The following is a 26,764-nucleotide window of genomic DNA, read 5'->3' as shown; positions in this document are numbered from 1 at the left end:
CCCGGAGGGAGGCACGCGGCATACGCGTTTCGTGCGGGAGGAAGACTCAGTGCGAGTGGCCGTGGCCACCGGCGGCGGGAGCCGGCTCCTCCTCCTTCTTGTCGACGACGAGCGTGTCGGTGGTGAGGACCATCGACGCGATCGAGGCGGCGTTGCGCAGGGCGGAGCGGGTGACCTTGACCGGGTCGATGACGCCGGCCTTGACGAGGTCCTCGTACTCGCCGGTCGCGGCGTTGAGGCCCTGACCCGGCTCGAGCTCGGAGACCTTGGCGACGGCGACGTAGCCCTGCAGACCGGCGTTCTCGGCGATCCAGCGCAGCGGCTCGGCCGCGGCCTTCTGCACGATGGCGGCGCCGACCTTCTCGTCGCCCTCGAGGCCGAGCGTGTCGATGACCTTGACGGCCTGGATGAGAGCCGAGCCGCCACCGGCGACGATGCCCTCCTCGATGGCCGCGCGGGTCGCCGAGATGGCGTCCTCGATGCGGTGCTTCTTCTCCTTGAGCTCGACCTCGGTGTGGGCACCGACCTTGATGACGCAGACGCCACCGGCGAGCTTGGCGAGGCGCTCCTGGAGCTTCTCGCGGTCCCAGTCGGAGTCCGTGCGCTCGATCTCGGCCTTGATCTGGTTGACCCGACCCTCGACCTCGGAGTGGTCGCCGGAGCCGTCGATGATCGTCGTGTTGTCCTTGGTGACGACGACGCGACGGGCCTGGCCGAGCACGGTGAGGTCGGCGGTGTCGAGCTTGAGCCCGACCTCCTCGGCGATGACCTGGCCACCGGTGAGGACGGCCATGTCCTGGAGCATCGCCTTGCGGCGGTCACCGAAGCCGGGCGCCTTGACGGCGGCGACGTTGAACGTGCCGCGAATCTTGTTGACGACCAGCGTCGACAGGGCCTCCCCGTCGATGTCCTCGGCGATGATGAGCAGCGGCTTGCCCGACTGCACGACCTTCTCGAGGACCGGCAGGACGTCGGCGATGGCCGAGATCTTGCCCTGGTTGATGAGGATGTAGGCGTCCTCGAGGACGGCCTCCATGCGCTCGGGGTCGCTGACGAAGTAGGGCGAGATGTAGCCCTTGTCGAACTGCATGCCCTCGGTGAACTCGAGCTCGGTGGCGGCGGTCGAGGACTCCTCGACGGTGATGACGCCGTCCTTGCCGACCTTGTCGAACGCGTCGGCGATGGTGGCGCCGATCTCCTTGTCCTGGGCGGACAGGGAGGCGACGGAGGCGATCTCGTCCTTGCCGTCGACGTCGCGAGCGGTCTCGAGCAGCTTGGCGGACACGGCCTCGACGGCCTTGTCCATGCCGCGCTTGAGACCGGCGGGGGCCGCACCGGCGGTGACGTTGCGCAGGCCCTCGCGGACCATGGCCTGGGCGAGGACGGTCGCGGTGGTCGTCCCGTCACCGGCGACGTCGTTGGTCTTGGTCGCGACCTCCTTGGCGAGCTGCGCGCCGAGGTTCTCGTAGGAGTCCTCGAGCTCGACCTCGCGCGCGATGGTCACGCCGTCGTTGGTGATCGTGGGGGCGCCCCACTTCTTGTCGATGACGACGTTGCGGCCCTTGGGGCCGAGCGTCACCTTGACGGCGTTGGCGAGGGCGTCAACGCCCCGCTCGAGCGCCTTGCGGGCGGAGTCGTTGAACTCCAGTTCCTTGGCCATGAATGTCCTTCTGTTGTCGTTGCGTCTGCGTCGGCGGTGGCTCTAGCAGCCGTTCACGCAGACGCAAGCAGGGTGTGAAGCGCGTATGCCGTGGGCTCACCGTGGGAGGTGCGCCCACGGCATACGTGGTGGTTCTTATGAGGACAGCCGACTGAGTCCTTCCGTCGGCTTCCTCACCGCTGCGGGCCGCCCACGCAGAGCGTGGGACCCAGGGCGCTGGGCGCCCTGCGTTGCCTTCGCGGCTCGTCAGCCGACGATGGCGAGGATGTCGCGGGCGCTCAGGATGAGGTACTCCTGGCCGCCGTGCTTGACCTCGGTGCCGCCGTACTTGCTGTAGATGACGCGGTCGCCGACGGTGACGTCGAGCGGGACGCGGTTGCCGTTGTCGTCGATGCGACCGGGGCCGACCGCGAGGACCTCGCCCTCCTGGGGCTTCTCCTTCGCGGTGTCCGGGATGACGAGACCGGACGCCGTGGTCTGCTCGGCCTCGAGCGACTTGATGACGATGCGGTCCTCGAGCGGCTTGATGGAAACCGACACTGTGTGACCTCCCCTTTGGGATGAGTCGAAGGTGGACAAGATGCAGTTCGTGCGCCATGTGGCCGGTGGTCGAGCTCGCCGTCGCGGGGGTCGAGTCGGTCGGCCTGCGCTGGCACTCACCGAGGGTGAGTGCCAATGACCCAAATCTAGGCTCGCGCTGGCACTCGGTCAACCTGAGTGCCAGACCTCGGGCTCCGTGTTCGCCGTGGGCGCACTCGCGCAAGCCCGGCGTGTGGGCTGGCGTGGGGCCTCCACGCGTGGGGCGGCAAATCGGTTGCGGCCCGGCCCGCGGTGCCGCGAGGCTCCTGCGCATGACCGATGCCGACCGCTCCGCCCTGCTCGCCGCCTACGACGCCCAGCTCCGTCGTGAGGCCGAGGTGCCGTCGGCACTGTCGTTCACCGAGCTCGGCCCGCTCGTCCTCGCGACGTACCTGGGCGGGCGCGGCTTCATCACCTACCGCAGCCTCGACACCGAGGCGGGGCCGGCGACCGAGGACTCGGTCCGCGAGCTCGTCGCCGCAGCCGTCGAGTACTACCGCCGCGACCCCGAGGTCGCCAAGGTGGAGTGGAAGACGCGAGGGCACGACCACGCGCCGGGCCTGCACGAGGCGCTGCTGGCAGCCGGGTTCGAGGCGGAGGAGAGCGAGTCGGTCATGGTCGGCGACGCCGCCCTGCTCGCCGTCGACGTCGACCTGCCCGAGGGCGTGGTCGTCCGGCAGGTCACCGACGAGGACGACGTCCGGCGGATGCTCGCGCTGCAGGCCGAGGTGTTCGGCGACAGCGCCGAGGAAGCCGCGGCCCACGACGAAGAGGTCCTGCACCGCCTCCGCACCCGCGACGACATGGAGATGTGGGTGGCGGAGGTCGACGGTGAGGTCGTGAGCGCCGGACGGCTCGAGCCCGTCGACGGCACGGAGTTCGCGGGGGTCTGGGGAGGCGCGACGCGGCCCGAGTTCCGGGGCCGAGGCATCTACCGCGCCCTCACGGCGGCACGGGCCCGTTCGGCGATCGCCCACGGCAAGCGCTGGATCAACAGCGACTCGACCGAGTTCTCGCGCCCGATCCTCGAGCGGAGCGGTCTGGTCAAGGTCACGACGACGACGCCGTACGTCTGGAGCCGCGGGGGCGCGGACACAGCTTGATATCGATTGGGTGACATCCGGTCCGTCGCCGGCCCCGGGCGGCATGCTGACGGCGTGAAAAAGTTCCCCCTCGCCGCCGCGCTCGCGGCCACCGCTGTCGTGACCGCTCCCCTGCTCGCCGTCGCGACGCCCGCCGCTGCGGCGGCCACGACCGGGGTCCCGGGCGCCGCTCCCGTCGCCGGTGCGGCCGTTGCGCCGGCCGTTGCGCCCGCCGCCGCGACGCCCGCCGCCGAGCTCGTCCCGGCTGCCGGCTCCTTGGCGACGCAGACGTCGGGCACGACCGCCGGCACCTCGACGCGGACCGCGGCGGTCACCGGACCGGTGGTCGGGCTGCAGGGGCGTGGGTTCGGTCACGGACGCGGCATGTCGCAATGGGGAGCTCGCGGGGCAGCGAGCCAGGGGAAGACCGCCGCCCAGATCCTCGACTTCTACTACCCCGGCACCGTGACGGCGAGCGTCGGTAACCCCGAGGTCCGTGTCCGCCTCACCGCCATGGGCACCCTCCCCACGGAGGTCCAGGCCAAGACCGGTCTCGTCCTCACGGACGGGACGTGCACCGACCTGCTCGCGACGCCGAACACCTCTTGGTGGCGCGCCTCGCCGAAGCTCGGTGGCGGGTTCACCCTCACCGCCTTCATCACCAACCCTTCGACCGGCGCCTCGAGGTGGGCACCCTTCACCTCGACGTGTGCGTCGTTCGCCACGGCCAAGGCCCTGACCTTCGTGGGCGACGGCTCGGTCGCGAGCTCGGTCCTCACGCTGCGCACCCCGTCGGGCAACCGCCAGTACCGGGGCGGCCTGCGCTCCACCTACACCACGGTGCGCTACAGCGGCGGGGCGACGACCTCGCCAGGAACCGTCAACGTCGTCCCCATGGACAGCTACCTCCGATCCGTCGTCCCCGCCGAGATGCCGGCCTCGTGGGGTCTCGAGGCCGTGAAGTCCCAGGCCGTGGCCGCACGGTCCTACACCGCTGCGCGGCTGGGAAGCGCCGACGGCTTCGACATCTGTGACACCACCGCGTGCCAGGTCTACCCGGGCCTGACGAGCTCCAACCCCGAGCACCCGAACTCGAACGCCGCCGTGGCGGGGACCTCCGGTCAGGTCCGCAAGTACGGCACGGCCATCGCGGTCACCGAGTTCAGCTCGACCAACGGCGGCCAGACCGTGGCCTCGAACCTCGCCTACCAGGTGGCCAAGGCCGACCCGTATGACGGCGTCTACCCCGAGGCCCCCGACACGTGGTCCTACCTCACGATGCCGGTGAGCGCGATCGAGAAGGCCTGGCCCAAGATCGGCACCTTCCGCTCGATGACGCTGTCCCGCGACGGCAAGGGCGCCTGGTACGGCGGCCGCGCAACGGCCCTGACCCTCACGGGCACGAGCGGCACCCAGGTGGTCAATGCCGAGACCTTCCGTTCGTCGATGGCGCTGCGCTCGACGTACTTCACCTCCGTCGGTTCCGGCGTCGGCTCCGACTTCGCCGGCAACGGGTTCTCGGACGTCATCGCCCGCGACGGGTCCGGCGCCCTGTGGAACTACCCGTCGAACGGCCGCTCGGGCTGGCTGCCGCGCACGCTCATCGCCACCGGCGTCCCTGTCGCGCCCGAGGTGCTCGCCCCGGGCGACTTCTCCGGTGACGGCCGCGCCGACATCCTCACCCGCTCCACCGACGGAGCCCTGACGCTGCGCCGTGGCGACGGCACCGGCAAGGTCCTGTCCATCGCCAAGATCGGCACCGGGTGGCACGCGTTCAACGCGGTCGTGGCCCCCGGGGACCTCGACGGCGACGGCGCGGTCGACATCCTGGCGCGCGACAAGGCCGGCGTCCTGTGGCAGTACCCGACCAACGGGCGGGGCACGTGGAAGCCGCGCATCAGCAAGGGCACCGGCTGGGGCAGCCTGCGTGAGCTCGAGGCGATCGGTGACTTCGACGGCGACGGCGGCACCGACCTCGTGGGCTTCAACAGTGTCGGCACACTGTACCTCCTGCGCTTCTCACCGACCGGCACCTACCTCGGCCCCAAGGCCATCGGCACCGGCTTCGGCGCGTTCTCGGGCTTCACCGGGATGGGCGACGTCGACGGTGACGGCTTCGTCGACCTCGTCATGCGGGACAGCACCGGCAAGCTCTGGGCCTACCGTGGCAACGGCAAGGGCGCCATCGGCACGAGGATCCTCATCGGCTCCGGGTGGACGACGCTGACCTTCGGCAGCTGACACCTCGCGCCCGGGCCGACTCGGGTCCGGGCCCCTCGGGGTGAGAAGGTTGGCCAGTGGACGTGAGCGTGGTGAGGGCCCTGGCTGCCCCTGATGGCCAGGAGCTGTTGAGGTCCCTCCCGCCCTACAACGAGGGGTCGGTCCTCACTCTCCAGGACCAGCTTCGCAGCGCCGGACACGCACCGGAGCTCGCGGCGGCGGCCCTCACCCAGCAGCGCCTGCGCGCCCGCGCGACGGCGAAGTTCGGTGAGTTCGCCGCCGACATGCTCTTCACGCCCGACGGGCTCGAGCAGGCCACCCGGCTCGAGGTGGCGGTCGCGCACGCACACCGCTTCAGCCGGGCCAGCCTCGCGACCGTCCACGACCTCGGGTGCGGCATCGGCGCCGACTCCGTGACCCTGTCCTCGCTCGGCGTCACGGTCCGCGGTGTCGACTCCGACCCGGTGACCGCCGCCGTCGCGGACGCCAACCTGCGCCCGTGGCCGGACTCGCGGGCCCGCCTCGGCCGGGCCGAGGACGTGCGGTTCGGGGTGGACCCGGGGCGCAACCGGGTGGGTGCGTGGCTCGACCCCGCCCGCCGCACCCGTGGCGTCGCGGACATCACCGGCCGCACGCGCCGGACCTTCCGCCTCGACGACATCTCGCCCTCGTGGGACTTCGTCCAGCAGGTCGCCGCGGCCGTGCCCGCGACCGGCGTCAAGCTCAGCCCCGGCTTCGACCACGCCGCGATTCCCTCCGGCACCGAGGCGCAGTGGACGTCGTGGGCCGGTGACGTCGTCGAGTGTGCGCTGTGGTGGGGACCGCTCGTCCTGCGACGAGGCCGCACCGCCCGCGTCATGGGTCCGGACGCCGCCCCCGTCGTGGTCGACGAGTCGATGGCCGACGACATCCCCCGCCTCGCCGAGTCGTTGGCCGACGTCGGAGCCTGGCTGCACGACGTCGACAAGGCCGTCATCCGGGCCGGTCTCGTGGGGGCCGCGACCCGGGCCACCAGCGGGGTGGAGTCCGACGAGGGCTCGGGCTACGTCCTCACCTCGCGCGACGTGTCGCTCCCCTACACCCGGCGGTATGCCGTCCACGAGGCCATGCCGTTCCACGTCAAGACCCTGCGTGCCTGGCTGCGAAGCAACGGCGTCACCGGGCTCACCATCAAGAAGCGTGGTGTCCGCCTCGACGACGAGCAGCTGCGCCGCGACCTCAGGATCGGGACCAAGGCGGGCAGCGGCGAGCAGGCGACGGTCGTGCTCACCCGTGTCGGCGGCGCACCGACGGCGCTCGTCGTCACCCCCGCCTAGTGCCATCCGACTGAGTGCCCCACTGGGACGACGAGCGCCAGCGAGTTGTCCCGGTGGGGCAATCAGTCGAGGAAGCCCAGACGTCAGAGGGCGGGGTCGCGCTGGGCGCCCGCGTGCCGCACGGCATCGGCACCGGCGGCGAGTGCCCGCTCCAGCGCCACCTCACGGTCGGCCCCTGACGCGAGCGCGGCCGCCAGCGCTCCGCAGAACGCGTCACCGGCACCGGTCGTGTCGAAGACGTCGGCAGCGGCCACGGAGTGGGCCGGGACGCTGGTGCCGTCCCAGGACGCGCCGTTGGCACCGAACGTCACGAGCAACGAGGCCGGCTCGGCACCGGACTCCGCGAGCGCGACCATCTCGTGCTCGTTGGCGACCACCGGGTCGGCGAGCGCCACGACGTCGGGCGGGAGGGCGGCATACGGAGCGGTGTTGACGACGACGCGGGCACCGCGGTGCGAGGCGCGCCTCGCGGCGGCGCACACGACCGGCAGCGGCACCTCGAGCTGGAGGAGCAGGACGTCGCCGGGGCCGAGCAGGTCGACGGCGTCGACCTCGGTGTCGTCGAGGAGGCCGTTGGCGCCGGGCACGACGATGATCGTGTTCTCGGCCCGGTCGTCGACCGCGATGAGCGCGTGACCGCTCGCCTCGCCCTCGACGACACGGATCCTCGAGACGTCGACGTTGAGGCGGCGCAGGCGTTCGACGTATGCCGTCCCGCCCGCGTCGCTGCCGACGCACCCGACCATGAGCACGTCGGCGCCCGCAGCCGCGGCGGCGACCGCCTGGTTGGCGCCCTTGCCTCCGGCGAGCTGCTCGAGCCCCTCGCCGAGGAGGGTCTCGCCCGGCTGCGGATGCCGCTCGACGCGGGTGACGAGGTCGACGTTGAGCGACCCGAGGACCATGACGCGGCCCATCAGCGGTGTGCTCCGCGGATCGTGTCGAGCCAGAGCCGCGCGATGCGGGGACCGTCGATCTCGAGCGCGACGTCGACCTGGGCCTCGGCGAGACCGTGGGGGTCGTGCTCCATGTCGCCGGACCAGTCGCGAGTGTCGACGATGGTGCGACCGCGCGTCCACGATCCCGCGAGCTCGACCCTCACGGGCAGGCGCTCGGTGCGCACGGCGTCGGGGTCGAGCAGCATCGCCAGGGCTCCGGCGTCACCGATCGTCGCGCTGTCGGCGTCGAACCTGTGGCTCATGAAGCGCATCAGCCCCGCAGCCAGGGCTCCGGGACCCCGCTCGTCGAGCGCGGCGAGCTCGGCGCAGTCGTCGAGGCCGATGCGCGGCTCGTAGAAGACGTCGAGGCCGTACATCGTCACCGGGACGTCGTGCTCGGCGGTGGCGTCGAGGACGACGGCGGTGGCCTCGGGGTCGTGGAAGACGTTGAACTCCGCTGCGGCCGTCGCGTTGCTCACCATGGCGCCGCCGCCCATGAAGACGATCCGACCGATCCGCTCGAACGAGTCCGGGTACATGCGGGCGAGCAGGGCGATGTTGGTCATCGGGGCCAGCGGCACGAGGGTGACCGGCGCCCCGGTGGCGTGCGCCTCGTCGATGACCTGACGCAGCACGTCGACGGCGTGGCGCGGGTCCGGGCTCGTCGTCGGCGGCGCCCAGCCGAGATCGGCCATGCCGTCGTCCCCGTGCACGTGGCGCGCATCGACGGCCTTCTCGAGCAGGGGCCTCGAGGCGCCCGGCGCGACCGGGACGTGCGAGGAGGCGCAGGCCTCGAGCACGGTGAGGGTGTTGCGCACGACGTCGGCCAGCGGTGCGTTGCCGCCCACGCAGGTGACCGCGCGCAGGTCCACCTCGGGGTGGAGCGCGGCGAGGATGAGGGCGCAGGCGTCGTCGACTCCGGTGTCGACGTCGAGGATCACGGGCAGAGGCATGGACCGAGCGTATGCCGTGGGTCGCGTAGCGTCGGGGGGGTGACTTCCCGCTCCACGACCGTCCTTCGTCCCCGTCTGGGCGCGACCCTCGCCCTGGCCCTCGTCGGCGCGCTCGCCGCCGGCTGCGGTGGCTCCACCCCCGACGACGCGGCCTCGACGACGCCATCGGCGAGCGCGAGCTCCCCGAGCAGCCCCGGCACCGGGTCGACGACCTCGCCGTCGCCGACGGACAGCTCCAGCCCGTCCTCGTCCGCGAGTGGCGCGCCGCTCGACGTGAGTGCGTGCGTGCGCCAGAAGGCCGACTCGCTCTCGGAGGAGCAGGCCATCGGCCAGCTCGTCATGGTGGCGTTCGACACCGCCGCCTCGCGCACGGCGCTCGACGGCCTCATCGCCGACGAGCACGTCGGCAACGTCATCTACCTGGGCGGCTGGGACGGTGCCGCCCGGGTCGAGCAGACGAGCGCCCACCTGCAGGACCAGGCCACGGAAGCCGCGACGGCCGGCATACCCCTCCTCCTGGCCGCGGACCAGGAAGGCGGGGAGGTCCGGCAGCTGCGGGGCGAGGGCTTCACGAAGGTGCCGTCGGCCAAGGTGCAGGCGCAGATGTCCGCGAGCGAGCTCACGGCCGCGGCCAAGGGCTGGGCCGGCGAGCTCAAGGCGGTCGGGATCAACGTCAACCTCGCGCCGGTCACCGACACGGTGCCTGCCGACATCGGTCGCAACAACGAGCCGATCGGCAAGTACGCGAGGCAGTACGGCTCCGACCCGGAGACGGTGACCAAGGCGTCGAGCGCGTTCCTCAAGGGCATGATCGAGGGCGGCGTCATGGGGACGGTCAAGCACTTCCCCGGCCTCGGCCGCGTCGAGAACAACACCGACTTCAACACGACCGGCATCACGGATTCCGTTGCGACACCGTCCGATCCGTTCCTCGCGCCGTTCACGGCCGGGGTCAAGGCGGGTGCCGGGCTCGTCATGGTGTCGTCGGCGCGCTACCCCGGGCTCGACGCGACCAAGACGCAGGCGATGTTCAGCAAGCCGATCATCACCGACCTGCTCCGCGGCCAGCTCGGCTACGAGGGCGTCGTCATCACCGACGACATCAACGCCAAGGCGGTGCGGTCGATCCCGGCTGCGGAGAGGGCTACTCGCTACATCGAGGCCGGCGGCGACATCCTGCTCACCGGTGACCCGAAGTCGGTGCCGGCCATGATCGACGCACTCGGCGCAAAGGCGCGGGCCGACGAGGAGTTCGCCAACCAGCTCGAGACGTCGGTGATGCGGGTCGTCGCGCTCAAGGAGCGGATGGGTCTCATCAGCTGCGGCTGACGTGGCGCACCAGACTGAACACGAGCGCCCTGAATGTCGGCGCCGGGTTGATGTCACTGCAGTGGTAGCGATACCCGTCCGGCAGCGCTTCGCGCACCATTCCGCTGGTGTGTCGTTGTGACTCCCGCCCCTGGCCCCGCCCTGAGTCCCACACGTTGTACAGGCGCATGATCCCGTCGCCCGTGGACCGGACGTCGACCTCGACCTGGTCGGGATCGGTGTCTCGCCCCTCGCGCTCGGGCGTGGTCAGACCGAGGTTGACCGACCGTCCCGGAGCCTCATCGGGCCAACCTAGGGCTCAAGCCACCCACGGTTGCCCTTCATGGCATCCAGCAGGGCTGCACGCACGGGGACATGGACGGGCGGCGGCAGGTCGTCGATGGCGAACCACCGGATGGCATCGTGCTCCTCTGGGGCCATGTTGGTGGGCGTGCCCTGCCAGTCGCGGACCAGCCAGGCGCTGATGACTGCCGCCCCGCCCTCGGGCTCAACAGTGACACGGCACAGGTGACTCACCGAGTCAGCCGCGATGTCCACCCCCAGCTCCTCGCGCAGCTCCCGGGTCAGGCTGTCGATCTCCGACTCGCCGGTCTCCGCCACTCCACCAGGCAGCTCCCACACCGACGGGTAGGCCCGCTTGCTGCTGTTCCGATACGCAAGCAGGACCGATGGCCCGCGAACCAGCGCACCCACCACCACGGAGATCACGGGAAGTCGTGCCCGGCATCGAGGCGCAGCCTGAGCAGGACGTCCAAGGCGATGGAGTCGCCGTCACGGCCCCCGGCCCCGACCTGGAGCGGTGCGACGGTGGGTTCGAGGTGTACGCCCGTCAGCCGTCCACGCAGGCTCGGCGCGACGACGAGGACGTACCACCGGCCGTCCGTACCGACGGCGGCGCTGCGGTCCCGGCGCACGTACCAGCCGACGACGTCGGTGCGCAGGCTCCCGCTGCCGCTGTAGGGGCGCGCCCTCAGGCGAGTGGGTTCGACACCCGCCGCGCGCATCTCGTCGGCGAACGTCGTCACCATCGCCGCGGTCCTGAGCGCCTCGGCCTCCGCGACCCGTGCCGCAGCCGCTTCGTGGTACTCGGCGTTCTCGCGGGCCTGTCGTCGGCGGACGGCCGCCGCGTCACCGGGCTCGCTCTCCGGGCACATCGACCGATCATCGCAGGCGCAGGGCCTCCCCGGCGCGGCTACTCACCGGCCCGGACCCGTCGGGTGTTGTGGGCCCACATCGCGATCTCGACGCGGTTGCGGGCACCGAGCTTGGTCATCAGCGACGCGACATGAGTCTTGACCGTGCTCAGCCCGACGTAGAGCTCGGCGGCGATCTCGGCATTGGTCCTGCCCCGGGCGACCAGCGCGAGAACCTCCTCCTCGCGCTCGGTGATCGGCTCGACGGGCTGGACCGGCCGCTCAGGTGACTGGTCGGCGAAGGTCGCGAGCAGCCGGCGGGTGACGTTGGGCGCGATGAGCGCATCCCCGCACGCCGCTGCGTGGATGGCTTGCACGAGCAGCTCCGGCCCGGCGTCCTTGAGCAGGAAACCGCGGGCTCCGGCACGCAGCGCGCCGAGGACGTACTCGTCGAGGTCGAAGGTCGTGATGACGACGACGGCCATCGGCTCGCTCGCATCCGGACCGGCCAGTCGCCGCGTCACCTCCACGCCGTCGAGCCCGGGCATCCGGATGTCGACGAGCAGGACGTCGGGACGCAACCTGTGCGCCACCTCCAGAGCAGCCAGCCCGTCCGCCGCCTCCCCGACGACCTCGATGTCGGGCTGCGCGCCGAGGATCATCACCAGCCCGGTCCGGACGAGGTCCTGGTCGTCGGCCACGACGACCCGGACGCTCATGAGCCGGTCCCCATCGGCAGCGTGGCCTCGACCACCCAGCCACCCCCGGGACCCGGCCCTGCAGTGAGCGACCCACCGAGGAGCTGGGCGCGCTCGGCCATGCCCAGCAGGCCGAACCCGGGCTCAGGAGCGGCGAGCCGAGGCTCGGTCTCCCCGTCGTCGGTGACCCGGAGGCGCACGGCGTCGCTCTCACGGCATACGACGATCGCGACGCAGGTCGCGCCCCGGGCGTGACGGACGGCATTGGTGACCGACTCCTGTGCGAGCCGGTAGAGCGCGGCGTCCACTGGGCGCGCCAGTCCGCGCAGGGATCCGTCGAGCGAAACCTCGACGGTGGGCGTCGCATCGGGCCGCGCCAAGGCGGGCAGGTCAGCGACGCCCGGCTGTGGCGCGTAGTCCACGGAGTCCTCCTCGCGCAGGACCCGCACCATGGACCGCATCTCGGCCAGCGTTCGCGACGCCTCGGACTCGATCGCGGCCAGCACGTCGACCGCCTTCTCCGGCTGCGTGCCGGCGACCACCCGACCCGCCTGCGCCTGCACCGCGATCGCCGAGACGTGGTGCGCCACGGTGTCGTGCAGCTCTCGCGCGAGCGCCACCCGCTCCTCGTTGCGGATCTCGGACAGCTGGCGGCGCACGAGGTCCGCCCGGTAGCGGAACACCGCCGCGAGGGCGACCACGAGCATCAGGAGGACGGTGCCGCCGAAGACGTCGGCCCAGCCAGCGGCACCGACAACCATCCCCAGCACGACGACGGCCATGACGAACGCCGCTCCCAGGACGACCTCCCGGCCCGAACCCCAGCGCACGAGGGAGAAGAGCAGGAGCAGGACGACCGTCATCGAGACGAGCCCGACGTCGCGGACGCCCGTGGCCAGCTGGGCGACGGAGAGCAGCCCGACGACGCCCCACCCGACCAGCACCGCGCCGAGCGGACGGGCCCGTCGCCACAGCAGGGCGGGCACCAGCACCAGGGCGAGCACCGTCACCACCGACCGCCACGCCAGATCCGGCCGGGCGGCGCCCTCGACCAGGGCGGCCAGCGCGAACACGCCCACCCCCCACCGGTCGAGTCGTCCGAGGGGCGCGGCGCCGGGCGGCCGGGGCTCCTGCCAGAAGGAGCGCTCGGGCCGGACGGAGCGCCGGGCGATGACCACGGGCTCAGCCTAGGGACCGGCCTGCCACGGCGTCTCCACCGAAAGGACGAGAGGCGAACCATGCCTTCGGCGCCCGAACCCGGCCCCAAGCCCGAGGCGCCGACCACACGGGCGCGGCCACCGTGGATGCACCCACCCTCACGGCCCAAGGAGCCCCACGATGAGCGCACCCCGACCCACCACCCTCGACGACCGACCGATGCCGGTGAAGGCCAAGCTCGCGGCAGCGTGGACGAGCTTCATATTCCTCTACGCCTACGTCGACATCCTCGGCTTCTACACTCCCGGCACGATCACGGACATCCTCGACAACAAGGTGTTCGAGTTCGAACTCTCCCAGGCGTTCTCGGCGTCGGCCCTGACGCTCGTCTCGATCCCGATCTTCATGATCGTGCTGTCGATGACGCTCCCCGCGAGGGCGAACCGCATGACGAACCTCGTCGTCGCCGCGGTCTACGTCCCTGCCACGGTGTTCAACATCGCGGGCGGGTCCTACCTGTGGTTCTACGGTCTCGGCGTCGTCCTCGAGCTCGCCCTGCTCGCGCTCATCGTGAGGTATGCCGTGACCTGGCCTCGCGCTGCGACGGCGCCGGCCAGCCCGGACCGGGCCGCCTTCCAGACGGCACAACGGGTCTGAGCGGATGCGCAGTGGAATCGCAGTGGTTCCGCAGCGCACCTGCACACGATGACGGGCATCCACCGACCCGCACCACAGAAGGATCTCCCATGAACCGCATCCTCGGAACGGCCGCCACCGCAGCAGTTCTCGGCATGTCCGCGCTGGCGTTCGCGAGCCCGGCCCAGGCCGCCGGCGACAACATCTACATCGTCGACGGCACCTACAGCCAGTGCCTCGACAAGCAGCGCACGTACGTCAGCTCGTGGACCAAGATCACCAGGTCGTGCTACAAGCGCGACCTGGGCTACGGAACCGTCTACGCGTTCCACTGGACCAGCGTCCGCTAGACCCTGGGGCACCGGGAACGCCCCCAGACGTGGTCGCGGGCCGCCGATGACGGATGACTCATCGACGGCCCGCGACGCGTTGGGGCCAGCAGACATGTGAGCGGGCCCCACCCTGGCCGACTGTCGGGTCCAGCCCGCACTGGCACGTCGATGGCCAGGCCCAGGGTCAGGCGGAGATCTGGGTGACGGGCATCGACGAGTCGGCGGGCAGGTCGAGCCGCGAGGCGTCGCGCCCCTTGAGCACCATCTGCGCACCGAGCGCGGCGACCATCGCGCCGTTGTCGGTGCACAGCCCCGGTCGCGGCACCCGCAGCTCGATCCCGGCGTCGTCGCACCTCGACTGCGCCATGGCTCGCAGGCGCGAGTTCGCCGCCACGCCACCACCGATCTGGAGGTGTTGGGCACCCTGCTCGCGACAGGCGAGGACGGCCTTGCGGGTGAGCACGTCGACGACGGCCTCCTGGAAGGACGCGGCGACGTCGTTGACGGGCACCGGCTCGCCGGCGGCCTCGCGCGCCTGGACCCACCGTGACACCGCGGTCTTGAGCCCCGAGAACGAGAAGTCGAAGCGGTGGCGCTCCATGTCACGCCCCGTCGTGAGGCCGCGGGGGAAGTCGATGACGACGTCGCCCTCGCGCGCCGCCCGGTCGATGTAGGGACCGCCCGGGAACGGCAGGCCGAGCACCCGCGCCACCTTGTCGAACGCCTCACCAGCGGCGTCGTCGATCGTCGACCCGAGGCTGCGGATGTCGCTCGTGACGTCGGGGACGAGGAGCAGGGACGAGTGCCCACCGGACACGAGCAGGGCCATCGTCGGCTCGGGCAGCGGACCGTGCTCGACGATGTCGACCGCGACGTGCGAGGCGAGGTGGTTCACGCCGTAGAGCGGCACGCCGAGCGAGAGCGCGAGAGCCTTGGCCGAGGCGACGCCGACCATGAGCGACCCGGCGAGGCCCGGTCCGGACGTCACCGAGACCGCGTCGAGGTCCCGCAGCCGGACACCCGCCTCGCGGCAGGCGCGCTCGATCGTCGGCACCATCTCCTCGAGGTGCGCGCGGCTGGCCACCTCGGGCACGACACCGCCAAAACGTGCGTGGTCGTCGACGCTGCTCGCGACCGCGTCGACGAGGAGGGTCTCGCCGCGGACGATGCCGACACCGGTCTCGTCGCACGAGGTCTCGATCCCGAGGACCAGTGGCTGCTCTGCACTCATGCCTGAATTCCCTTCTCTCCCAACATCTTCCGCATCACGAGCGCGTCGACGTTGCCGGGCTGGTAGTAGCCGCGACGCACCGTGAGCACGTCGTAGCCGCGTCGGACGTAGAGCGTGCGCGCCGGCTCGTTGTCGGCCCGCACCTCGAGCATGAGCGCCTCGGCACCACCGGTCGCCGCGCGCGTCTCGAGCTCGGTGAGCAGCTCCCCACCGATGCCACTCCCCCGGTGTCCGGGTGCCACGGCGATCGTCATGAGGTCGGCAACCTGTCCGCCGTGGTCGATGCCTCCGTATGCCGCGAGCTCACCTTCGCGCTCCACGGCCAGGTAGTCACGGCGAGGCCGTCCGGCCAGCTCGCCCCACCAGGACCCCTCGCTCCACGCGTCGTCGGGGAAGGCCTCGGTCTCGAGGCGCACGAGGTCGGGGATGTCGGTCCAGACCAGATCGCGGGCCGTCGTCATCGCGCGGCCCGCTCAGCGGTCGTGAGTGCGTCGGGGCGCCGCAGGTAGAGCGGCTCCACGGGCATCGGAACCCCTGCGAGCGTGCGTTCGACGGCGATCCGGGCGAGCACGGCCGCGTCGACGTCGAGCACCGGCAGAGGATGGGGGAAGAGCTCGGGATAGAGCGCCGGACCACGTCCCGCCGTCGGCAGCGCGCGCACGTCGTCGGGCAGGTCGGCGGGCCGGTCCACCGCGGGCTCGGTGAGGGCTTCGACGCGACCGGGACGGACGGCATACCGCGCCCAGTAGACCTCCTTGCGCCGGGCGTCGGACGCGACGAGCAGTTCGCCCTCGGTGAGACCGGCGGACTGCTCGGCGAGGACGTCGAGGCTGCCGATGCCGAGCACCGGCACCTCGAGCGCGTGCCCCATGGTCAGCCCGGTGACGATGCCGACACGCAGACCGGTGAACGGCCCCGGGCCGTTGCCCACCGCGACGGCCGTGAGGTCGTCCGGCGTGACCGACGCCTTGGCCAGGCACGAGGCGATGAGCGGGGCGACCCACTCGGTGTGGGCGCGCGGGTCGAGGTGCGACTCCACCGCCAGGACCGAGGTCGCGTCGTGGAGCGCCACCGTGATGGCGGAGGTCGAGGTGTCGATGGCCAGGATCAGCACGGCACACCATCCTTCCAGCGGTCACCGTGACCGGTGACGACGACGGTGCGTCGCTCGGTCTCGGGGTCGGCGTCGAGGACGACCTCGAGGCGGTCGTCGGAGAGGTCCTCGGCGAGCCCGTGACCCCACTCGACGATGGTGACGCTGGCCTCGATGTCGGCGTCGAGGTCGAGGTCGTCGAGCTCGGCGAACCCGCCGAGGCGGTAGGCGTCGACGTGGACGAGCGCGGGGCCCTCGACGAGCGAGGGGTGCACGCGGGCGATGACGAACGTCGGCGAGGTGATCGGGCCGCGTACGCCCAGACCTTCGGCCAGCCCCTGGGTCAGCGTGGTCTTGCCGGCCCCCAGACCGCCGGTGAGGATGACGAGGTCACCGGCGCGCAGACCACGGGCCAGCTCCTCGCCGAAGGCGCGCGTGTCGTCGGCGGTGGCGAGCACCCTCGGCGTCACGACGTGGCCCTGCTGGGCGATCGCGATCCGGACCCCGGAGCGCCGGCGCCGGACCGGGCCTTGGTGACCCGCCGCCCCTTGGCGATGTCGACGAGGACCCGCCGCACGCGTGGCTTCTCGGCGACGGGGATCGCCGCGGCCGCCGCGAGCTCGGCCCGGTGGAGCAGCGACAGGATCTGCCCGGTGACCACCTCGGGGTGCTCCAGCATGATGAGGTGACCGGCATCGCGGACGACGACGTGCTCGGAGCCGGGCAGCCGGTCGACGATCTTGTCGCTGTGCGCCGGGGGCGTGAGCAGGTCGCCCTCGCCGTTGACGACGAGGACCTCCTTGTCGACGAGGGCGTGCAGGGTCTCGAGCTCGTCGTGGCTCTGGATCGCCGGGATGAAGGCGGCCATGACCTCGAACCGGGTGGCGAGGATGAGGTCGGACGTGAAGCGGATCAGCCCCTCGCTCACCGGCGAGTCGTAGGAGAAGCGGTCGACGATCGAGCCCTCGACGTTGCGGCCGAAGCGGCGCACCGGCGCGAGCCAGCGCTGGTGGGGCGCGAGCCGGGAGAGCAGCCGAGGGCCGACCTGTCCGATGGCGCGCCCGACGAGCGGACCCATGCCGAGGTCGGTGAGGCCCTCGCCACCGGCTGCGGTCGAGATGAACGCCACCGCCATGACCCGGTCGCGGACGAGCTCGGGGCTGTGGCGGGCGAAGGCCATCGTCGTCATGCCGCCCATGGAGTGGCCGACGAGCGCGATCGGGCCCTCCGGGCACGTGGCGTCGATGACGGCACGCAGGTCGTGGGCCAGCTGGTCGATGGTGCAGTGCTCGAGGTCGGAGATCTCGGACTCGCCGTGGCTGCGCTGGTCCCAGAGGACCACGCGGTAGCCGGCCTCGACGAACGCCCGCCGCTGCAGCACCCAGCTGCGCAGGCTGAGGCAGAAACCGTGCGACAGGACGATCGTCGGCAGCTCGGGGTCGAGGTCGCGCGGGCTGTCGATCTCGACGTGGAGGTTGAGCCCGTCGGTCGCGATGACCTTGAGCTCCTCGTCGGCGACGTGGGTGAAGCCGTCGGCGGGGTCGAGGCTGTTGAGCCGGCGCCTCTCGGCGGCGGCCCGGTCAGCGGCGAGACCCGCCGCAGCGGCACCGGCCGCGGCAGCCGCAGCCGCACCGAGGCCGATGGCCTTGCCGATACCGGCCATCACGCATCTCCCCCGACGAGCACCCGCGGCAGCCGGCTGCTCATCCTCGTGACGATCTCGTAGTTGATCGTGCCGATCGCCGTCGCCCAGTCCTGAGCGGTGGGCTCGCCGTCGGCCCCGCGCCCGAGGATGACGACCTCGTCACCGGCACCGCCGGCATACGAGGGTCCGAGGTCGAGGACGAACTGGTCCATGCAGACGCGCCCGGCCACCGTGAACCGTCGCCCGTCGACCTGGACCGGTCCGAGCGACCCGGCGTGGCGCGGGATCCCGTCGGCGTAGCCGAGCGGCACGAGCCCGAGGACCGTGTCCTGCGTCGTCGTGTAGATGTGGCCGTAGCTGACGCCCTGCCCGGCCGGTGCGTGCTTGACGAGCGCGAGGCGGGCCGTGACACGCATGGCCTCGCGCAGCCCGAAGTCCTCGGGGGCACCGAGGTCGGGCACCGGCGAGAGCCCGTAGACCGCGAGGCCCGGGCGGACGAGGTCGAAGTGCGCGTCGGGATTGGTGAGCGCGGCCGCCGAGTTCGCGAGGTGACGGACCTGCGGTCGGATGCCGGCCCGCTCCAGCTCCTCGGCGGCCTCGACGAAGCGTTCCCGCTGGGCGAGGACCGTGGGGTGCTGGGGGGCGTCGGCGAGGGCGAAGTGCGACCAGACACCGATGACCTCGACCGCGCCCTCGGCGACGACGGGGCCGAGCGCCGCGATGAGGTCGGTCCATCCCTGCCCGAGGGCACCGTTGCGGGCGAGCCCGGTGTCGACCTTGACATGGATGCGCGCGGTGCGTCCGCGCTCGCGGGCCGCCGCGGCGACGGCGTCCAGAGCCCAGGGCGCGGCGACGGAGAGGTCGAGGTCGGCGTCGATGGCCGCACCGAAGTCGGCGCCGGGGGCATAGAGCCAGGTCAGCGCCCTCGTCGTGACACCGGCGGCGCGCAGCTGCAGCGCCTCGGCGAGCTGGGCGACGCCGAGCCAGGTGGCGCCGCCCGCGACGGCGGCCCTGGCGCTGTGGACGAGTCCGTGACCGTAGGCGTCGGCCTTGACGACGGCCATCACCTCGGCACCCGGCGAGCGGCGGGCGAGCTCACGCACGTTGTCGGAGATCGCGTCGAGGTCGATCGTCACCCACGCCGTTGCGCCCTCGGGCGGCACGGTGGAGACGGGGGCGGCTGGCGAAGTCATGAGGCGGTCAAGTCTAGGTGGGGACCGCCTGCGTCTGCGGAAGAGGTCGCTCTAGCCGCCGAATCCGCAGACGCTGCAGAGGTGGGCGCCCCTCAGTGGCGGGTGAGCAGGTGCGCCACAGCGCCCGGTATGCCGTGTGCCACGTTGAGTGCCCGCAGCGGACCCCCGCCGCTGGCCCGGTCCGCGGCCACCCCGTGGACGAGGGCGCCAAGGGCGCCGGCGTCGGCAGGAGCGAGCCCTGCGGCCAAGAGGGTGCCCACGAGCCCCGCGAGGACGTCCCCGGCGCCGGCGGTGCCGAGCCAGGCCGGCGCGTCCGCCTGCGAGCGCACGGGTTCGGCGGGGTCCGCGGGCACGACGAGGGTCGTCGAGCCCTTGAGGAGCACGGTCATCCCGGTCCGGTCGGCGAGGGCTCGCGCATGGCGCAGCGGCTCGGCCTCGACCGCGGCCCGCTCGACCTGGGTGCGCGAGCGTGCGCGCGGCCCGGAGCCGAGCCGGGTGAGCATCGTCGCGAGCTCGCCCGCGTGCGGGGTGAGGAGCGTGGGGCGGTCGCGGCGCGCGTCGATGACGGCGTCGTCGACGAGGTCGAGGCCGCCCGCGTCGACGAGCACCGGCTCCTCGCCCGAGAGGGCCCGGCGCGCCACGCCGAGCTGGGTCGCCGACTCGCGACGCGTCGACGTGACGTCGAGCCCGGGTCCCACGACCCAGGCCTGGACGCGGCCCTCGCCGTGGACCGCCTCGGGCACGGCAGCCCGGACGAGGCCCTCGGGCGTCGGCGTCCCGACGTAGCGGACCATGCCGGCCCCGGCCTCCACCGCGGCCGTGACGGCCAGGACGGCGGCGCCGGAGTACTGCTCTCCGCCGGCGACGACACCGAGGACGCCTCGCGAGTACTTGTCGTCGTCGGGTCCGGGCACCGGCCAGAGGTCGGCGACGTCGTCGAAGCCCAGCCGTACGACCGAGGGCGCGGTGTCGAATGTCAGCCCGATGTCGACGACCGTGAGCGACCCGCAAGCCTGCTCCGTGGGCGGCAGGAGGTGCACGGGCTTGGCCACCGAGAAGGTCACCGTCTCGTCGGCGAGCACGCCGTCGGGGTCGAACCCGCTGCCGTCGGCGGCCTGCCCCGAGGGGAGGTCGACGGCGATGACGTGGGCGTCGTCGGAGATGGCGGCCACCCAGGCGGCGGCGGCGTCGGGCAGTCCAGGCCGTCCGCCGAGCCCGGCGATGCCGTCGAGGACGATGTCGGCCTCCGCGACGTCCTCGAGGGCCTCGGCGCCGGTGACGAGCACGACCCCGGCAACCCGGGCCGCCTCGAGGGCACCCTCGTGGACCCGGCTCGGGTCGTGCGCCGCAGCGCAGCTGACACCGGCCTCCGCGAGGTGCGCCACGGCATACAGGGCGTCTGCCCCGTTGTTGCCGGGGCCGACGAGAGCGATGACCGTCTCGGCGTCGAGCTGCGTCACTCGCGCCGCGACGACCTCGGCGAGGCCCTCCACGGCTCGCGCCATGAGCTCACCGGAGGCGAGCTCCTCCTCGAGGGCCGCCTCGGCGGCATACACGTCCTGGGGGCTCCACGCCTCGATCACGGTGTCTCAGCTCTCTGCGATGACGACGGCCGAGGCGATCCCGGCGTCGTGCGACAGCGACACGTGCATGTGCCGCACCCCGAGCTCGTCGGCGCGGGCCTGCACGGTGCCCTGCATGACGATGTGCGGCCGGCCGTCGTCACCGCGCTCGACGGTGACGTCGGTCCAGGCCAGCCCGACCGGTGCACCGAGGGCCTTGGCCAGCGCCTCCTTGGCGGCGAACCGGGCCGCCAGCGAGCGCATGGGCAGGTCACGCTCGGCCTCGGTGAACAGGCGCGTCCGCAGCCCCGGCGTGCGCTCGAGGGTCTCGGCGAAGCGCGGGATGTCGACGACGTCGATCCCGGTGCCGACGATCATCGCTGGGTCCCGCTGGTCACCGGCACCGGGTCACTCGACCGTGACCGACTTCGCCAGGTTGCGAGGCTGGTCGACGTCGAGGCCCTTGGCGGTCGAGAGGTGCAGGGCGAACATCTGCAGCGGCACGACGGTGAGCAGCGGCTGGAGCAGCGGCGAGGTGCGCGGCACACGGATGACCTCGTCCGCGAACGGCACGACGTCCTCGTCCCCCTCCTGCGCGATGACGATGGTGCGGGCGCCACGGGCGCGGATCTCCTGGATGTTGGAGACGACCTTCTTGTGCAGCTCGTGCGGGGTGTCCGGTCCGGGCACGACGATGAAGACCGGCTGGCCGGCGTCGATGAGCGCGATCGGCCCGTGCTTGAGCTCGCCGGCGGCGAAGCCCTCGGCGTGGATGTAGGCGAGCTCCTTGAGCTTGAGCGCACCCTCCATGGCGATGGGGAAGCCGACGTTGCGGCCGAGGAACAGCACCGAGCGGGTGTCGGCCATGAAGCGGGCGATCTCCTGGACCCGGTCCATCGTGCCGAGCAGCTCCTCGATCTTGGCGGGGACCTCGTGCAGCTCCTTCATCACGGCCTGGGCGTCGTCGGCGAAGGTGCCGCCACGCAGCTGGGCGAGATAGAGGCCGAGCACGTAGCAGGCGGTGATCTGGGCGAGGAACGCCTTGGTCGAGGCCACCGCGATCTCGGGGCCGGCGTGGGTGTAGAGGACGGCGTCGGACTCGCGCGGGATGGTCGAGCCGTGCGTGTTGCACACCGAGATCGTCAGGGCGCCGAGCTCGCGGGCGTGCTTGACGGCCATGAGGGTGTCCATCGTCTCGCCGGACTGGCTGATGGAGACGACGAGCGAGCGCTCGTTGACGATCGGGTCGCTGTAGCGGAACTCATGGGCGAGCGAGACCTCGACGGGGATGCGGGTCCAGTGCTCGATGGCGTACTTGGCGACCATGCCGGCGTAGGCGGCGGTGCCGCAGGCGACGACGGTGATGCGGTCGACGTTCTTGAGCTGCTCCTCGCTGATCCGCAGCTCGTCGAGGACGAGGTGGCCGTCCTCGTCGGTGCGACCGAGGAGGGTGTCACCGACCGCGTGCGGCTGGTCGAAGATCTCCTTCTCCATGAACGTGTCGTAGCCACCCTTCTCCGCGGCCGCGGCGTCCCAGGTGACCTCGTAGGCCTTGCCCTCGGCCGGCGAGCCGTCGAAGTTGATGACCTCGTGACCCTCGGGGGTGATCGTGACGATCTGGTCCTGGCCGAGCTCGAGCGCGTGGCGGGTGTAGCCGATGAACGCGGCGACGTCGGAGCCGAGGAAGTTCTCGCCCTCACCGAGGCCGACGACGAGCGGGCTGTTGCGGCGGGCGCCGACGACGACGCCGGGCTGGTCGGCGTGGACGGCGAGGAGCGTGAACGCGCCCTCGAGCCGGCCCACGACCTGCTGCATCGCCGTGGTGAGGTCACCGGTCTGGTCGAACGCGCGCCCGACGAGCTTGGCGGCGACCTCGGTGTCGGTCTCGCTGTCGAAGCTCACGCCCTCGGCGAGGAGCTCCTTCTTGAGCGAGTGGAAGTTCTCGATGATGCCGTTGTGGATGAGGGCGAGCTTGTCCTCGTCGCCACCACGGTGCGGGTGGGCGTTGCCGTCGGTCGGGCCACCGTGGGTCGCCCAGCGGGTGTGCCCGATGGCGGTGCGGCCAGCGGCGAGCGGGCGGGCCTCGAGGGCGCCGCGCAGGTTCTCGAGCTTGCCGGCGCGCTTCTCGGAGGCGACACCGTCGTCGGTGACGAGGGCGATGCCCGCCGAGTCGTAGCCGCGGTACTCGAGACGGGCGAGACCTTCCATGACGACGCTCTCGGCGCGCTCGTCCATGGCCCTGCCGACATATCCCACGATTCCACACATGGCCGCAAGCGTAATGGCTCGCTCCCCCACCCTCGAACGCTCGCCGTGAGCCACAATGGCCCGCGTGTCTGCCACACCCGCCGTACCCGTGCCCGGGCCCGACCAGATGGCGTCGGTGGAGCCGCCGGCGCCCCGCGCGCCGCTGCCCTCGCCCTACCTCGACTTCACCCGGGACGACTGGGCCGCCCGGCGCGACAACCACCCGCTGAGCCTCACCCCTGACGACATCGCCCGGGTGCGTGGCCTCGGGGACCGCGTCGACATGCGCGAGGTCGAGCAGGTCTACCTGCCCCTCTCCCGGCTGCTCGCCTTCTACGTCAATGCCACCGCGGGCCTGCACCGGGTGACGACCGACTTCCTCGGCGAACGCCCGGCCAAGGTCCCGTTCGTCATCGGCATCGCGGGGTCGGTGGCCGTCGGCAAGTCGACGACGGCCCGCGTGCTGCGCGAGCTGCTCCGCCGCTGGCCGCAGACGCCCCGCGTGGACCTCATCACCACCGACGGCTTCCTGCGCCCCAACGCCGAGCTCGAGGCGCGAGGACTGTTGCAGCGCAAGGGCTTCCCGGAGTCCTACGACCGTCGCGCGCTGCTGCGCTTCGTCGCGGACGTGAAGTCGGGTATGCCGCGCGTGCCCGCCCCGGTGTACTCGCACCTCACCTACGACATCGTCCCCGGGGAGGAGATCGTCGTCGACCAGCCGGACGTCCTCATCGTCGAGGGCCTCAACGTCCTCCAGCCGGCGACGGTGCGCTCGGACCAGCGGACCCGACAGGTCCTCTCCGACTACTTCGACTTCTCGGTCTACGTCGACGCCCCGGTCGCCCAGCTGCGCAGCTGGTACGTCGAGCGCTTCCTGCGGCTGCGCGAGACCGCCTTCGCCGACCCGGAGTCCTACTTCCACCGGTATGCCGCGCTGACCGACTCCGAGGCGCGCGAGACGGCGTCCGGCATCTGGGAGCGGATCAACGAGCCCAACCTGCTCCGCAACGTCGAGCCGACCCGCGACCGGGCCACGCTCGTACTCTCCAAGGGCGAAGACCACGCCGTGACCCACATCCGGCTCCGCCGGCTCTGAGGAGCGGCTCGGCGCCGGAACACGCAGAACGCCGGACCCGTGGGGTCCGGCGTGCGCGTGTCTCGCTGTCGCTCGAAGGCGGCGTGGTTGGCTCAGTACCAGTGCGGCGAGCGGGCCTGCCACTGGTCCCAGGCGTTGCACGGGTTGCCGTACGACTGCTTGATGTACCAGAGGCCCCACGTGATCTGGGTGATCGGGTTGGTGCGGTAGTCCGAGCCGAACTTCGCCATCTTGCTCGCGGGCAGGCTCTGCGGGATGCCGTAGGCGCCGGACGAGGAGTTCTCGGCGGTGTGGTCCCAGGAGCTCTCGCCCTCCCAGAGGAGGTTGAGGCAGCGCCACTGGCCGTCGCCCCAGCCCTGGTCGGACATGAGAGCACGGGCGGCCGAGCGGGGGTCCTGCTGCGCGTTGGCGATCGCGGCGGCGCGCGCCTTCTCGCGGGCAGCCTTCTGGGCGGCCTCGGCGCGAGCCTTGGCGAGCGCCTCGGCCTTGACCTTGGCGGCGGCCGCGGCGGCCTTGGCCCTGGCGTCGGCCTCGGCCTGCGCCTTGGCGTTGATCGCGGCGCGCTGGGTGTTGACGCCGGCGCGGTCACGCGAGATCCGGGCGCTGTCGGTCGCGCTCTCACGGGCCGACATGGCGGCCTGGGTCATCGCCGACGAGCTCAGGGTGAAGGGCTCGGAGTCGGCGACGGCGTCGTTGGCGCTCACGCCGACCGCTCCGGTCCCCACGAGGGCCAGGGCCATGCCGGCGGTGACGGCGGGGCGGCGGGCGACGCCCAGCGCGACCGTCAGGGGGGCTTCGGATGGACGCGCGTGGCGCCCGCGGTGGCGACCGCGGTACCGGCTGTTCATCGAAGGTGTTCCTCTCACTACGCAGAACAGCCCGGCTGAGGATCCAGTCGGGCTGCGTTACCAAATCGAGACCAACGTACGCGATGACCCGCCCGGTGATCAAACCACGAGGTCCTGTCGTGCTCATCCGCACACGGTGCGAACGGGTCAGGAGCAGGTGACCCCCGTCACGATCGCACACCCGTCTGTGCACGCAGACACCGGTATGCCGGCCGCTCGAGGTGAGCGGCCGGCATACCGGTTCGTGGGTGGTGAAGAACGCGTCAGAGGCTGTCCTCGGACTCCAGGAGGTCGGTCACGAGCGCCGCGATCGGGCTGCGCTCGCTGCGGGTGAGCGTGACGTGGGCGAAGAGCGGGTGGCCCTTGAGCTTCTCGATGACCGCCGCGACGCCGTCGTGACGACCGACGCGGAGGTTGTCGCGCTGGGCGACGTCGTGGGTCATGACGACCTTGGAGTTCTGGCCGATCCGGGACAGGACGGTGAGCAGGACGTTGCGCTCGAGCGACTGCGCCTCGTCGACGATGACGAACGCGTCGTGGAGCGAGCGACCGCGGATGTGGGTGAGCGGCAGGACCTCGAGCATCCCCCGGTCGAGGATCTCCTCGACGACCTCGCGCGACACGAGGGCGGAGAGGGTGTCGAAGACCGCCTGCCCCCACGGGTTCATCTTCTCGGACTCGGAACCGGGCAGGTAGCCGAGCTCCTGGCCGCCGACGGCGTAGAGCGGCCGGAAGACGACGACCTTGCGCTGCGTCCGGCGCTCCATGACGGCCTCGAGACCGGCGCAGAGGGCCAGCGCCGACTTGCCGGTGCCCGCGCGTCCGCCGAGGCTGACGATGCCGATGTCGGGGTCGAGGAGGATGTCGAGCGCGATCCGCTGCTCGGCGCTGCGGCCGTGGAGCCCGAAGGCGTCGCGGTCGCCCTTGACGAGGCGCACCTGCTTGTCGGCGCCGACCCGGCCGAGGCCGCTGCCGCGCGGGGAGAGCAGCTTGAGGCCGGTGTGGCACGGCATCTCGGCGGCGCCGAGGTGCTCGAGGCGGCCGTACTCGTAGAGGTGGTCCATCTCCTCGGTGGTCACCTCGACCTCGGACATGCCGGTCCAGCCGGAGTCGACGGCGAGCTCGGCGCGGTACTCCTCGGCCTCCATGCCGCAGGCCGACGCCTTGACCCGCATCGGCAGGTCCTTGCTGACGATCGTCACCGCGCGGCCCTCGTTGGAGAGGTTCTTGGCGACGGAGAGGATCCGGGTGTCGTTGTCGCCCAGGCGGAAGCCGGCCGGCAGCGACGAGGGATCGGTGTGGTTGAGCTCGACCCGCAGGGTCCCACCGACGTCACCGACGGCGACGGGGGCGTCGAGGCGACCCGCCTTGATCCGCAGGTCGTCGAGCAGCCGCAGCGCCGTGCGGGCGAAGTAGCCCAGCTCCGGGTGGTGCCGCTTGGCCTCGAGCTCGGTGACGACGACGACCGGCAGGACGACCTCGTGCTCCTTGAAGCGCAGGATCGCCCGCGGGTCGGAGAGGAGGACCGAGGTGTCGAGGACGTAGGTCCGCAGGGCCGGTTCGGCGACCGTGGCCGTGGCGGCCGCGCGCTTGCGCCGGGGACTCCCGGCGGTGGTCGTCGGGGTGGAAACGGGCGAGGGCGAGGTCGTGGCCACGGCAGGGCTCCTAGGCGCGCACGCTGACGTCGTGCGCCGGCTCGAAGGTGTGGAACCCGGTCGACCCACTGCCACGAGCAGGGAGCCGAGAGTGGTCCCTCCTCCGGAGCGTGGTGTGCTCCATGCGATGGGCCTCCCGAACGCACCGGGGTGGTGCGTCAGT

At 71.9% G+C, this 26,764-nt stretch carries 26 protein-coding genes; 7 read left to right on the top strand and 19 right to left on the bottom strand.

Going from position 1 to position 26,764, the window contains the following annotated elements; genetic code table 11:
* Window positions 1-46 precede the first annotated feature (46 nt).
* Both groL and groES read right to left on the bottom strand, forming a co-directional pair.
* Window positions 47-1,660, bottom strand: coding sequence for a chaperonin GroEL (gene groL / locus ACSQ11_RS09560; protein ID WP_436004899.1), 1,614 nt, complete (start codon window positions 1,658-1,660; stop codon window positions 47-49).
* Window positions 1,661-1,906: 246 nt separating this feature from the next.
* Window positions 1,907-2,200 (bottom strand): co-chaperone GroES, encoded by a 294-nt coding sequence (gene groES / locus ACSQ11_RS09555; RefSeq protein WP_035947970.1) that lies wholly within the window; start codon window positions 2,198-2,200, stop codon window positions 1,907-1,909.
* Between the two features lie 311 nt (window positions 2,201-2,511).
* Here groES and ACSQ11_RS09550 point away from each other — a divergent pair, with 311 nt between their 5' ends.
* The 3 genes from ACSQ11_RS09550 (at window position 2,512) to ACSQ11_RS09540 (ending at window position 6,857) form a co-directional block, all read left to right on the top strand.
* Window positions 2,512-3,342, top strand: a complete 831-nt coding sequence (locus ACSQ11_RS09550) for a GNAT family N-acetyltransferase (RefSeq protein WP_436004898.1) — start codon at window positions 2,512-2,514, stop codon at window positions 3,340-3,342.
* Window positions 3,343-3,396: 54 nt separating this feature from the next.
* Complete coding sequence (locus ACSQ11_RS09545; RefSeq protein WP_436004897.1) at window positions 3,397-5,562, top strand: SpoIID/LytB domain-containing protein; 2,166 nt, start codon at window positions 3,397-3,399, stop codon at window positions 5,560-5,562.
* Between the two features lie 62 nt (window positions 5,563-5,624).
* Window positions 5,625-6,857 (top strand): THUMP-like domain-containing protein, encoded by a 1,233-nt coding sequence (locus ACSQ11_RS09540; protein ID WP_436004896.1) that lies wholly within the window; start codon window positions 5,625-5,627, stop codon window positions 6,855-6,857.
* Between the two features lie 83 nt (window positions 6,858-6,940).
* On the opposite strand, the gene ACSQ11_RS09535 is transcribed toward ACSQ11_RS09540, so the two are convergent.
* Window positions 6,941-7,771: a ribokinase gene (locus ACSQ11_RS09535; RefSeq protein WP_436004895.1), complete on the bottom strand. Its 831-nt coding sequence runs from the start codon at window positions 7,769-7,771 to the stop codon at window positions 6,941-6,943.
* Complete coding sequence (locus ACSQ11_RS09530; protein WP_436004894.1) at window positions 7,771-8,745, bottom strand: nucleoside hydrolase; 975 nt, start codon at window positions 8,743-8,745, stop codon at window positions 7,771-7,773. Before ACSQ11_RS09530 ends, ACSQ11_RS09535 begins: the two co-directional genes overlap by 1 nt.
* A gap of 39 nt (window positions 8,746-8,784) precedes the next feature.
* On the opposite strand from ACSQ11_RS09530, the gene ACSQ11_RS09525 reads away from it, so the two are divergent.
* Window positions 8,785-10,074, top strand: coding sequence for a glycoside hydrolase family 3 N-terminal domain-containing protein (locus ACSQ11_RS09525; RefSeq protein WP_436004893.1), 1,290 nt, complete (start codon window positions 8,785-8,787; stop codon window positions 10,072-10,074).
* A gap of 291 nt (window positions 10,075-10,365) precedes the next feature.
* Here ACSQ11_RS09525 and ACSQ11_RS09520 read toward each other — a convergent pair whose 3' ends face one another.
* From ACSQ11_RS09520 to ACSQ11_RS09505, 4 genes are read right to left on the bottom strand one after another with little or no spacing between them, the layout of a single operon-like run.
* Window positions 10,366-10,782: an NUDIX domain-containing protein gene (locus ACSQ11_RS09520; RefSeq protein WP_436004892.1), complete on the bottom strand. Its 417-nt coding sequence runs from the start codon at window positions 10,780-10,782 to the stop codon at window positions 10,366-10,368.
* A complete protein-coding gene (locus ACSQ11_RS09515) occupies window positions 10,779-11,228 on the bottom strand; it encodes a hypothetical protein (RefSeq protein ID WP_436004891.1) in 450 nt (149 codons plus the stop codon). The genes ACSQ11_RS09520 and ACSQ11_RS09515 overlap by 4 nt, the downstream gene beginning before the upstream one ends.
* A gap of 38 nt (window positions 11,229-11,266) precedes the next feature.
* Window positions 11,267-11,926, bottom strand: a complete 660-nt coding sequence (locus ACSQ11_RS09510; RefSeq protein WP_436004890.1) for a response regulator — start codon at window positions 11,924-11,926, stop codon at window positions 11,267-11,269.
* Entirely contained in the window at window positions 11,923-13,083 is a 1,161-nt protein-coding gene (locus tag ACSQ11_RS09505) for a sensor histidine kinase (RefSeq protein WP_436004889.1), read from the bottom strand. The genes ACSQ11_RS09510 and ACSQ11_RS09505 overlap by 4 nt, the downstream gene beginning before the upstream one ends.
* 160 nt (window positions 13,084-13,243) lie before the next feature.
* Between ACSQ11_RS09505 and ACSQ11_RS09500 the strand changes: the two genes are divergently transcribed.
* The gene (locus tag ACSQ11_RS09500; RefSeq protein WP_436004888.1) at window positions 13,244-13,720 is read left to right on the top strand and encodes a DUF6326 family protein; all 477 of its coding nucleotides are present in this window, start codon (window positions 13,244-13,246) and stop codon (window positions 13,718-13,720) included.
* 89 nt (window positions 13,721-13,809) lie between these two features.
* Window positions 13,810-14,049: a hypothetical protein gene (locus ACSQ11_RS09495; protein ID WP_436004887.1), complete on the top strand. Its 240-nt coding sequence runs from the start codon at window positions 13,810-13,812 to the stop codon at window positions 14,047-14,049.
* 166 nt (window positions 14,050-14,215) lie between these two features.
* Here the strand turns inward: ACSQ11_RS09495 and tsaD are convergent, their stop codons facing one another.
* The 9 genes from tsaD to glmS all read right to left on the bottom strand — a co-directional run bounded on the left by tsaD (window position 14,216) and on the right by glmS (window position 23,023).
* Window positions 14,216-15,262, bottom strand: a complete 1,047-nt coding sequence (tsaD, locus tag ACSQ11_RS09490; RefSeq protein ID WP_436004886.1) for a tRNA (adenosine(37)-N6)-threonylcarbamoyltransferase complex transferase subunit TsaD — start codon at window positions 15,260-15,262, stop codon at window positions 14,216-14,218.
* Complete coding sequence (rimI, locus tag ACSQ11_RS09485; RefSeq protein ID WP_436004885.1) at window positions 15,259-15,723, bottom strand: ribosomal protein S18-alanine N-acetyltransferase; 465 nt, start codon at window positions 15,721-15,723, stop codon at window positions 15,259-15,261. Before rimI ends, tsaD begins: the two co-directional genes overlap by 4 nt.
* Window positions 15,720-16,376: a tRNA (adenosine(37)-N6)-threonylcarbamoyltransferase complex dimerization subunit type 1 TsaB gene (tsaB, locus tag ACSQ11_RS09480; RefSeq protein WP_436004884.1), complete on the bottom strand. Its 657-nt coding sequence runs from the start codon at window positions 16,374-16,376 to the stop codon at window positions 15,720-15,722. Before tsaB ends, rimI begins: the two co-directional genes overlap by 4 nt.
* A complete protein-coding gene (tsaE, locus tag ACSQ11_RS09475; RefSeq protein ID WP_436004883.1) occupies window positions 16,370-16,825 on the bottom strand; it encodes a tRNA (adenosine(37)-N6)-threonylcarbamoyltransferase complex ATPase subunit type 1 TsaE in 456 nt (151 codons plus the stop codon). The genes tsaB and tsaE overlap by 7 nt, the downstream gene beginning before the upstream one ends.
* Window positions 16,822-18,018: an alpha/beta fold hydrolase gene (locus tag ACSQ11_RS09470; protein ID WP_436004882.1), complete on the bottom strand. Its 1,197-nt coding sequence runs from the start codon at window positions 18,016-18,018 to the stop codon at window positions 16,822-16,824. The genes tsaE and ACSQ11_RS09470 overlap by 4 nt, the downstream gene beginning before the upstream one ends.
* Window positions 18,018-19,193, bottom strand: coding sequence for an alanine racemase (alr, locus tag ACSQ11_RS09465; protein WP_436004881.1), 1,176 nt, complete (start codon window positions 19,191-19,193; stop codon window positions 18,018-18,020). The genes ACSQ11_RS09470 and alr overlap by 1 nt, the downstream gene beginning before the upstream one ends.
* Before the next feature lie 92 nt (window positions 19,194-19,285).
* Window positions 19,286-20,776 (bottom strand): bifunctional ADP-dependent NAD(P)H-hydrate dehydratase/NAD(P)H-hydrate epimerase, encoded by a 1,491-nt coding sequence (locus ACSQ11_RS09460; RefSeq protein WP_436004880.1) that lies wholly within the window; start codon window positions 20,774-20,776, stop codon window positions 19,286-19,288.
* 6 nt (window positions 20,777-20,782) lie between these two features.
* Window positions 20,783-21,133: a holo-ACP synthase gene (locus tag ACSQ11_RS09455; RefSeq protein WP_436004879.1), complete on the bottom strand. Its 351-nt coding sequence runs from the start codon at window positions 21,131-21,133 to the stop codon at window positions 20,783-20,785.
* 30 nt (window positions 21,134-21,163) lie between these two features.
* On the bottom strand, window positions 21,164-23,023 hold the full coding sequence (gene glmS, locus ACSQ11_RS09450) for a glutamine--fructose-6-phosphate transaminase (isomerizing) (protein WP_436004878.1): 1,860 nt from the start codon (window positions 23,021-23,023) through the stop codon (window positions 21,164-21,166).
* Between the two features lie 106 nt (window positions 23,024-23,129).
* Here glmS and coaA point away from each other — a divergent pair, with 106 nt between their 5' ends.
* The gene (coaA, locus tag ACSQ11_RS09445) at window positions 23,130-24,098 is read left to right on the top strand and encodes a type I pantothenate kinase (protein WP_436006743.1); all 969 of its coding nucleotides are present in this window, start codon (window positions 23,130-23,132) and stop codon (window positions 24,096-24,098) included.
* A gap of 92 nt (window positions 24,099-24,190) precedes the next feature.
* Here the strand turns inward: coaA and ACSQ11_RS09440 are convergent, their stop codons facing one another.
* Window positions 24,191-24,946 carry a hypothetical protein gene (locus ACSQ11_RS09440; protein ID WP_436004877.1) on the bottom strand — a complete coding sequence of 252 codons (756 nt, stop codon included), beginning with the start codon at window positions 24,944-24,946 and terminating at the stop codon, window positions 24,191-24,193.
* 263 nt (window positions 24,947-25,209) lie between these two features.
* The gene (locus tag ACSQ11_RS09435; RefSeq protein ID WP_436006741.1) at window positions 25,210-26,499 is read right to left on the bottom strand and encodes a PhoH family protein; all 1,290 of its coding nucleotides are present in this window, start codon (window positions 26,497-26,499) and stop codon (window positions 25,210-25,212) included.
* Window positions 26,500-26,764 lie beyond the last annotated feature (265 nt).

This window comes from Knoellia sp. LjRoot47, assembly GCF_964253435.1.
In the GTDB taxonomy this organism is placed as follows: Bacteria; Actinomycetota; Actinomycetes; order Actinomycetales; family Dermatophilaceae; genus Knoellia.
Note: the sequence above shows the minus strand (reverse complement) of the source record. Positions and strands in the feature narration are given on the sequence as shown.

Bases quoted from the DNA above. Each gene is read 5' to 3' on its own strand.
- ACSQ11_RS09535 (WP_436004895.1), bottom strand. From the start codon at position 7,771: ATGGGCCGCGTCATGGTCCTCGGGTCGCTCAACGTCGACCTCGTCACC.
- ACSQ11_RS09500 (WP_436004888.1), top strand. From the start codon at position 13,244: ATGAGCGCACCCCGACCCACCACCCTCGACGACCGACCGATGCCGGTG.
- ACSQ11_RS09530 (WP_436004894.1), bottom strand. From the start codon at position 8,745: ATGCCTCTGCCCGTGATCCTCGACGTCGACACCGGAGTCGACGACGCC.
- groL (WP_436004899.1), bottom strand. From the start codon at position 1,660: ATGGCCAAGGAACTGGAGTTCAACGACTCCGCCCGCAAGGCGCTCGAG.
- ACSQ11_RS09550 (WP_436004898.1), top strand. From the start codon at position 2,512: ATGACCGATGCCGACCGCTCCGCCCTGCTCGCCGCCTACGACGCCCAG.
- rimI (WP_436004885.1), bottom strand. From the start codon at position 15,723: ATGACGACGGCCCGCGATCTGGTCTGGACCGACATCCCCGACCTCGTG.
- ACSQ11_RS09510 (WP_436004890.1), bottom strand. From the start codon at position 11,926: ATGAGCGTCCGGGTCGTCGTGGCCGACGACCAGGACCTCGTCCGGACC.
- ACSQ11_RS09455 (WP_436004879.1), bottom strand. From the start codon at position 21,133: ATGATCGTCGGCACCGGGATCGACGTCGTCGACATCCCGCGCTTCGCC.
- alr (WP_436004881.1), bottom strand. From the start codon at position 19,193: ATGACTTCGCCAGCCGCCCCCGTCTCCACCGTGCCGCCCGAGGGCGCA.
- ACSQ11_RS09495 (WP_436004887.1), top strand. From the start codon at position 13,810: ATGAACCGCATCCTCGGAACGGCCGCCACCGCAGCAGTTCTCGGCATG.
- coaA (WP_436006743.1), top strand. From the start codon at position 23,130: ATGGCGTCGGTGGAGCCGCCGGCGCCCCGCGCGCCGCTGCCCTCGCCC.
- glmS (WP_436004878.1), bottom strand. From the start codon at position 23,023: ATGTGTGGAATCGTGGGATATGTCGGCAGGGCCATGGACGAGCGCGCC.
- tsaD (WP_436004886.1), bottom strand. From the start codon at position 15,262: ATGAGTGCAGAGCAGCCACTGGTCCTCGGGATCGAGACCTCGTGCGAC.
- ACSQ11_RS09515 (WP_436004891.1), bottom strand. From the start codon at position 11,228: ATGTGCCCGGAGAGCGAGCCCGGTGACGCGGCGGCCGTCCGCCGACGA.
- ACSQ11_RS09440 (WP_436004877.1), bottom strand. From the start codon at position 24,946: ATGAACAGCCGGTACCGCGGTCGCCACCGCGGGCGCCACGCGCGTCCA.
- ACSQ11_RS09470 (WP_436004882.1), bottom strand. From the start codon at position 18,018: ATGGCCGGTATCGGCAAGGCCATCGGCCTCGGTGCGGCTGCGGCTGCC.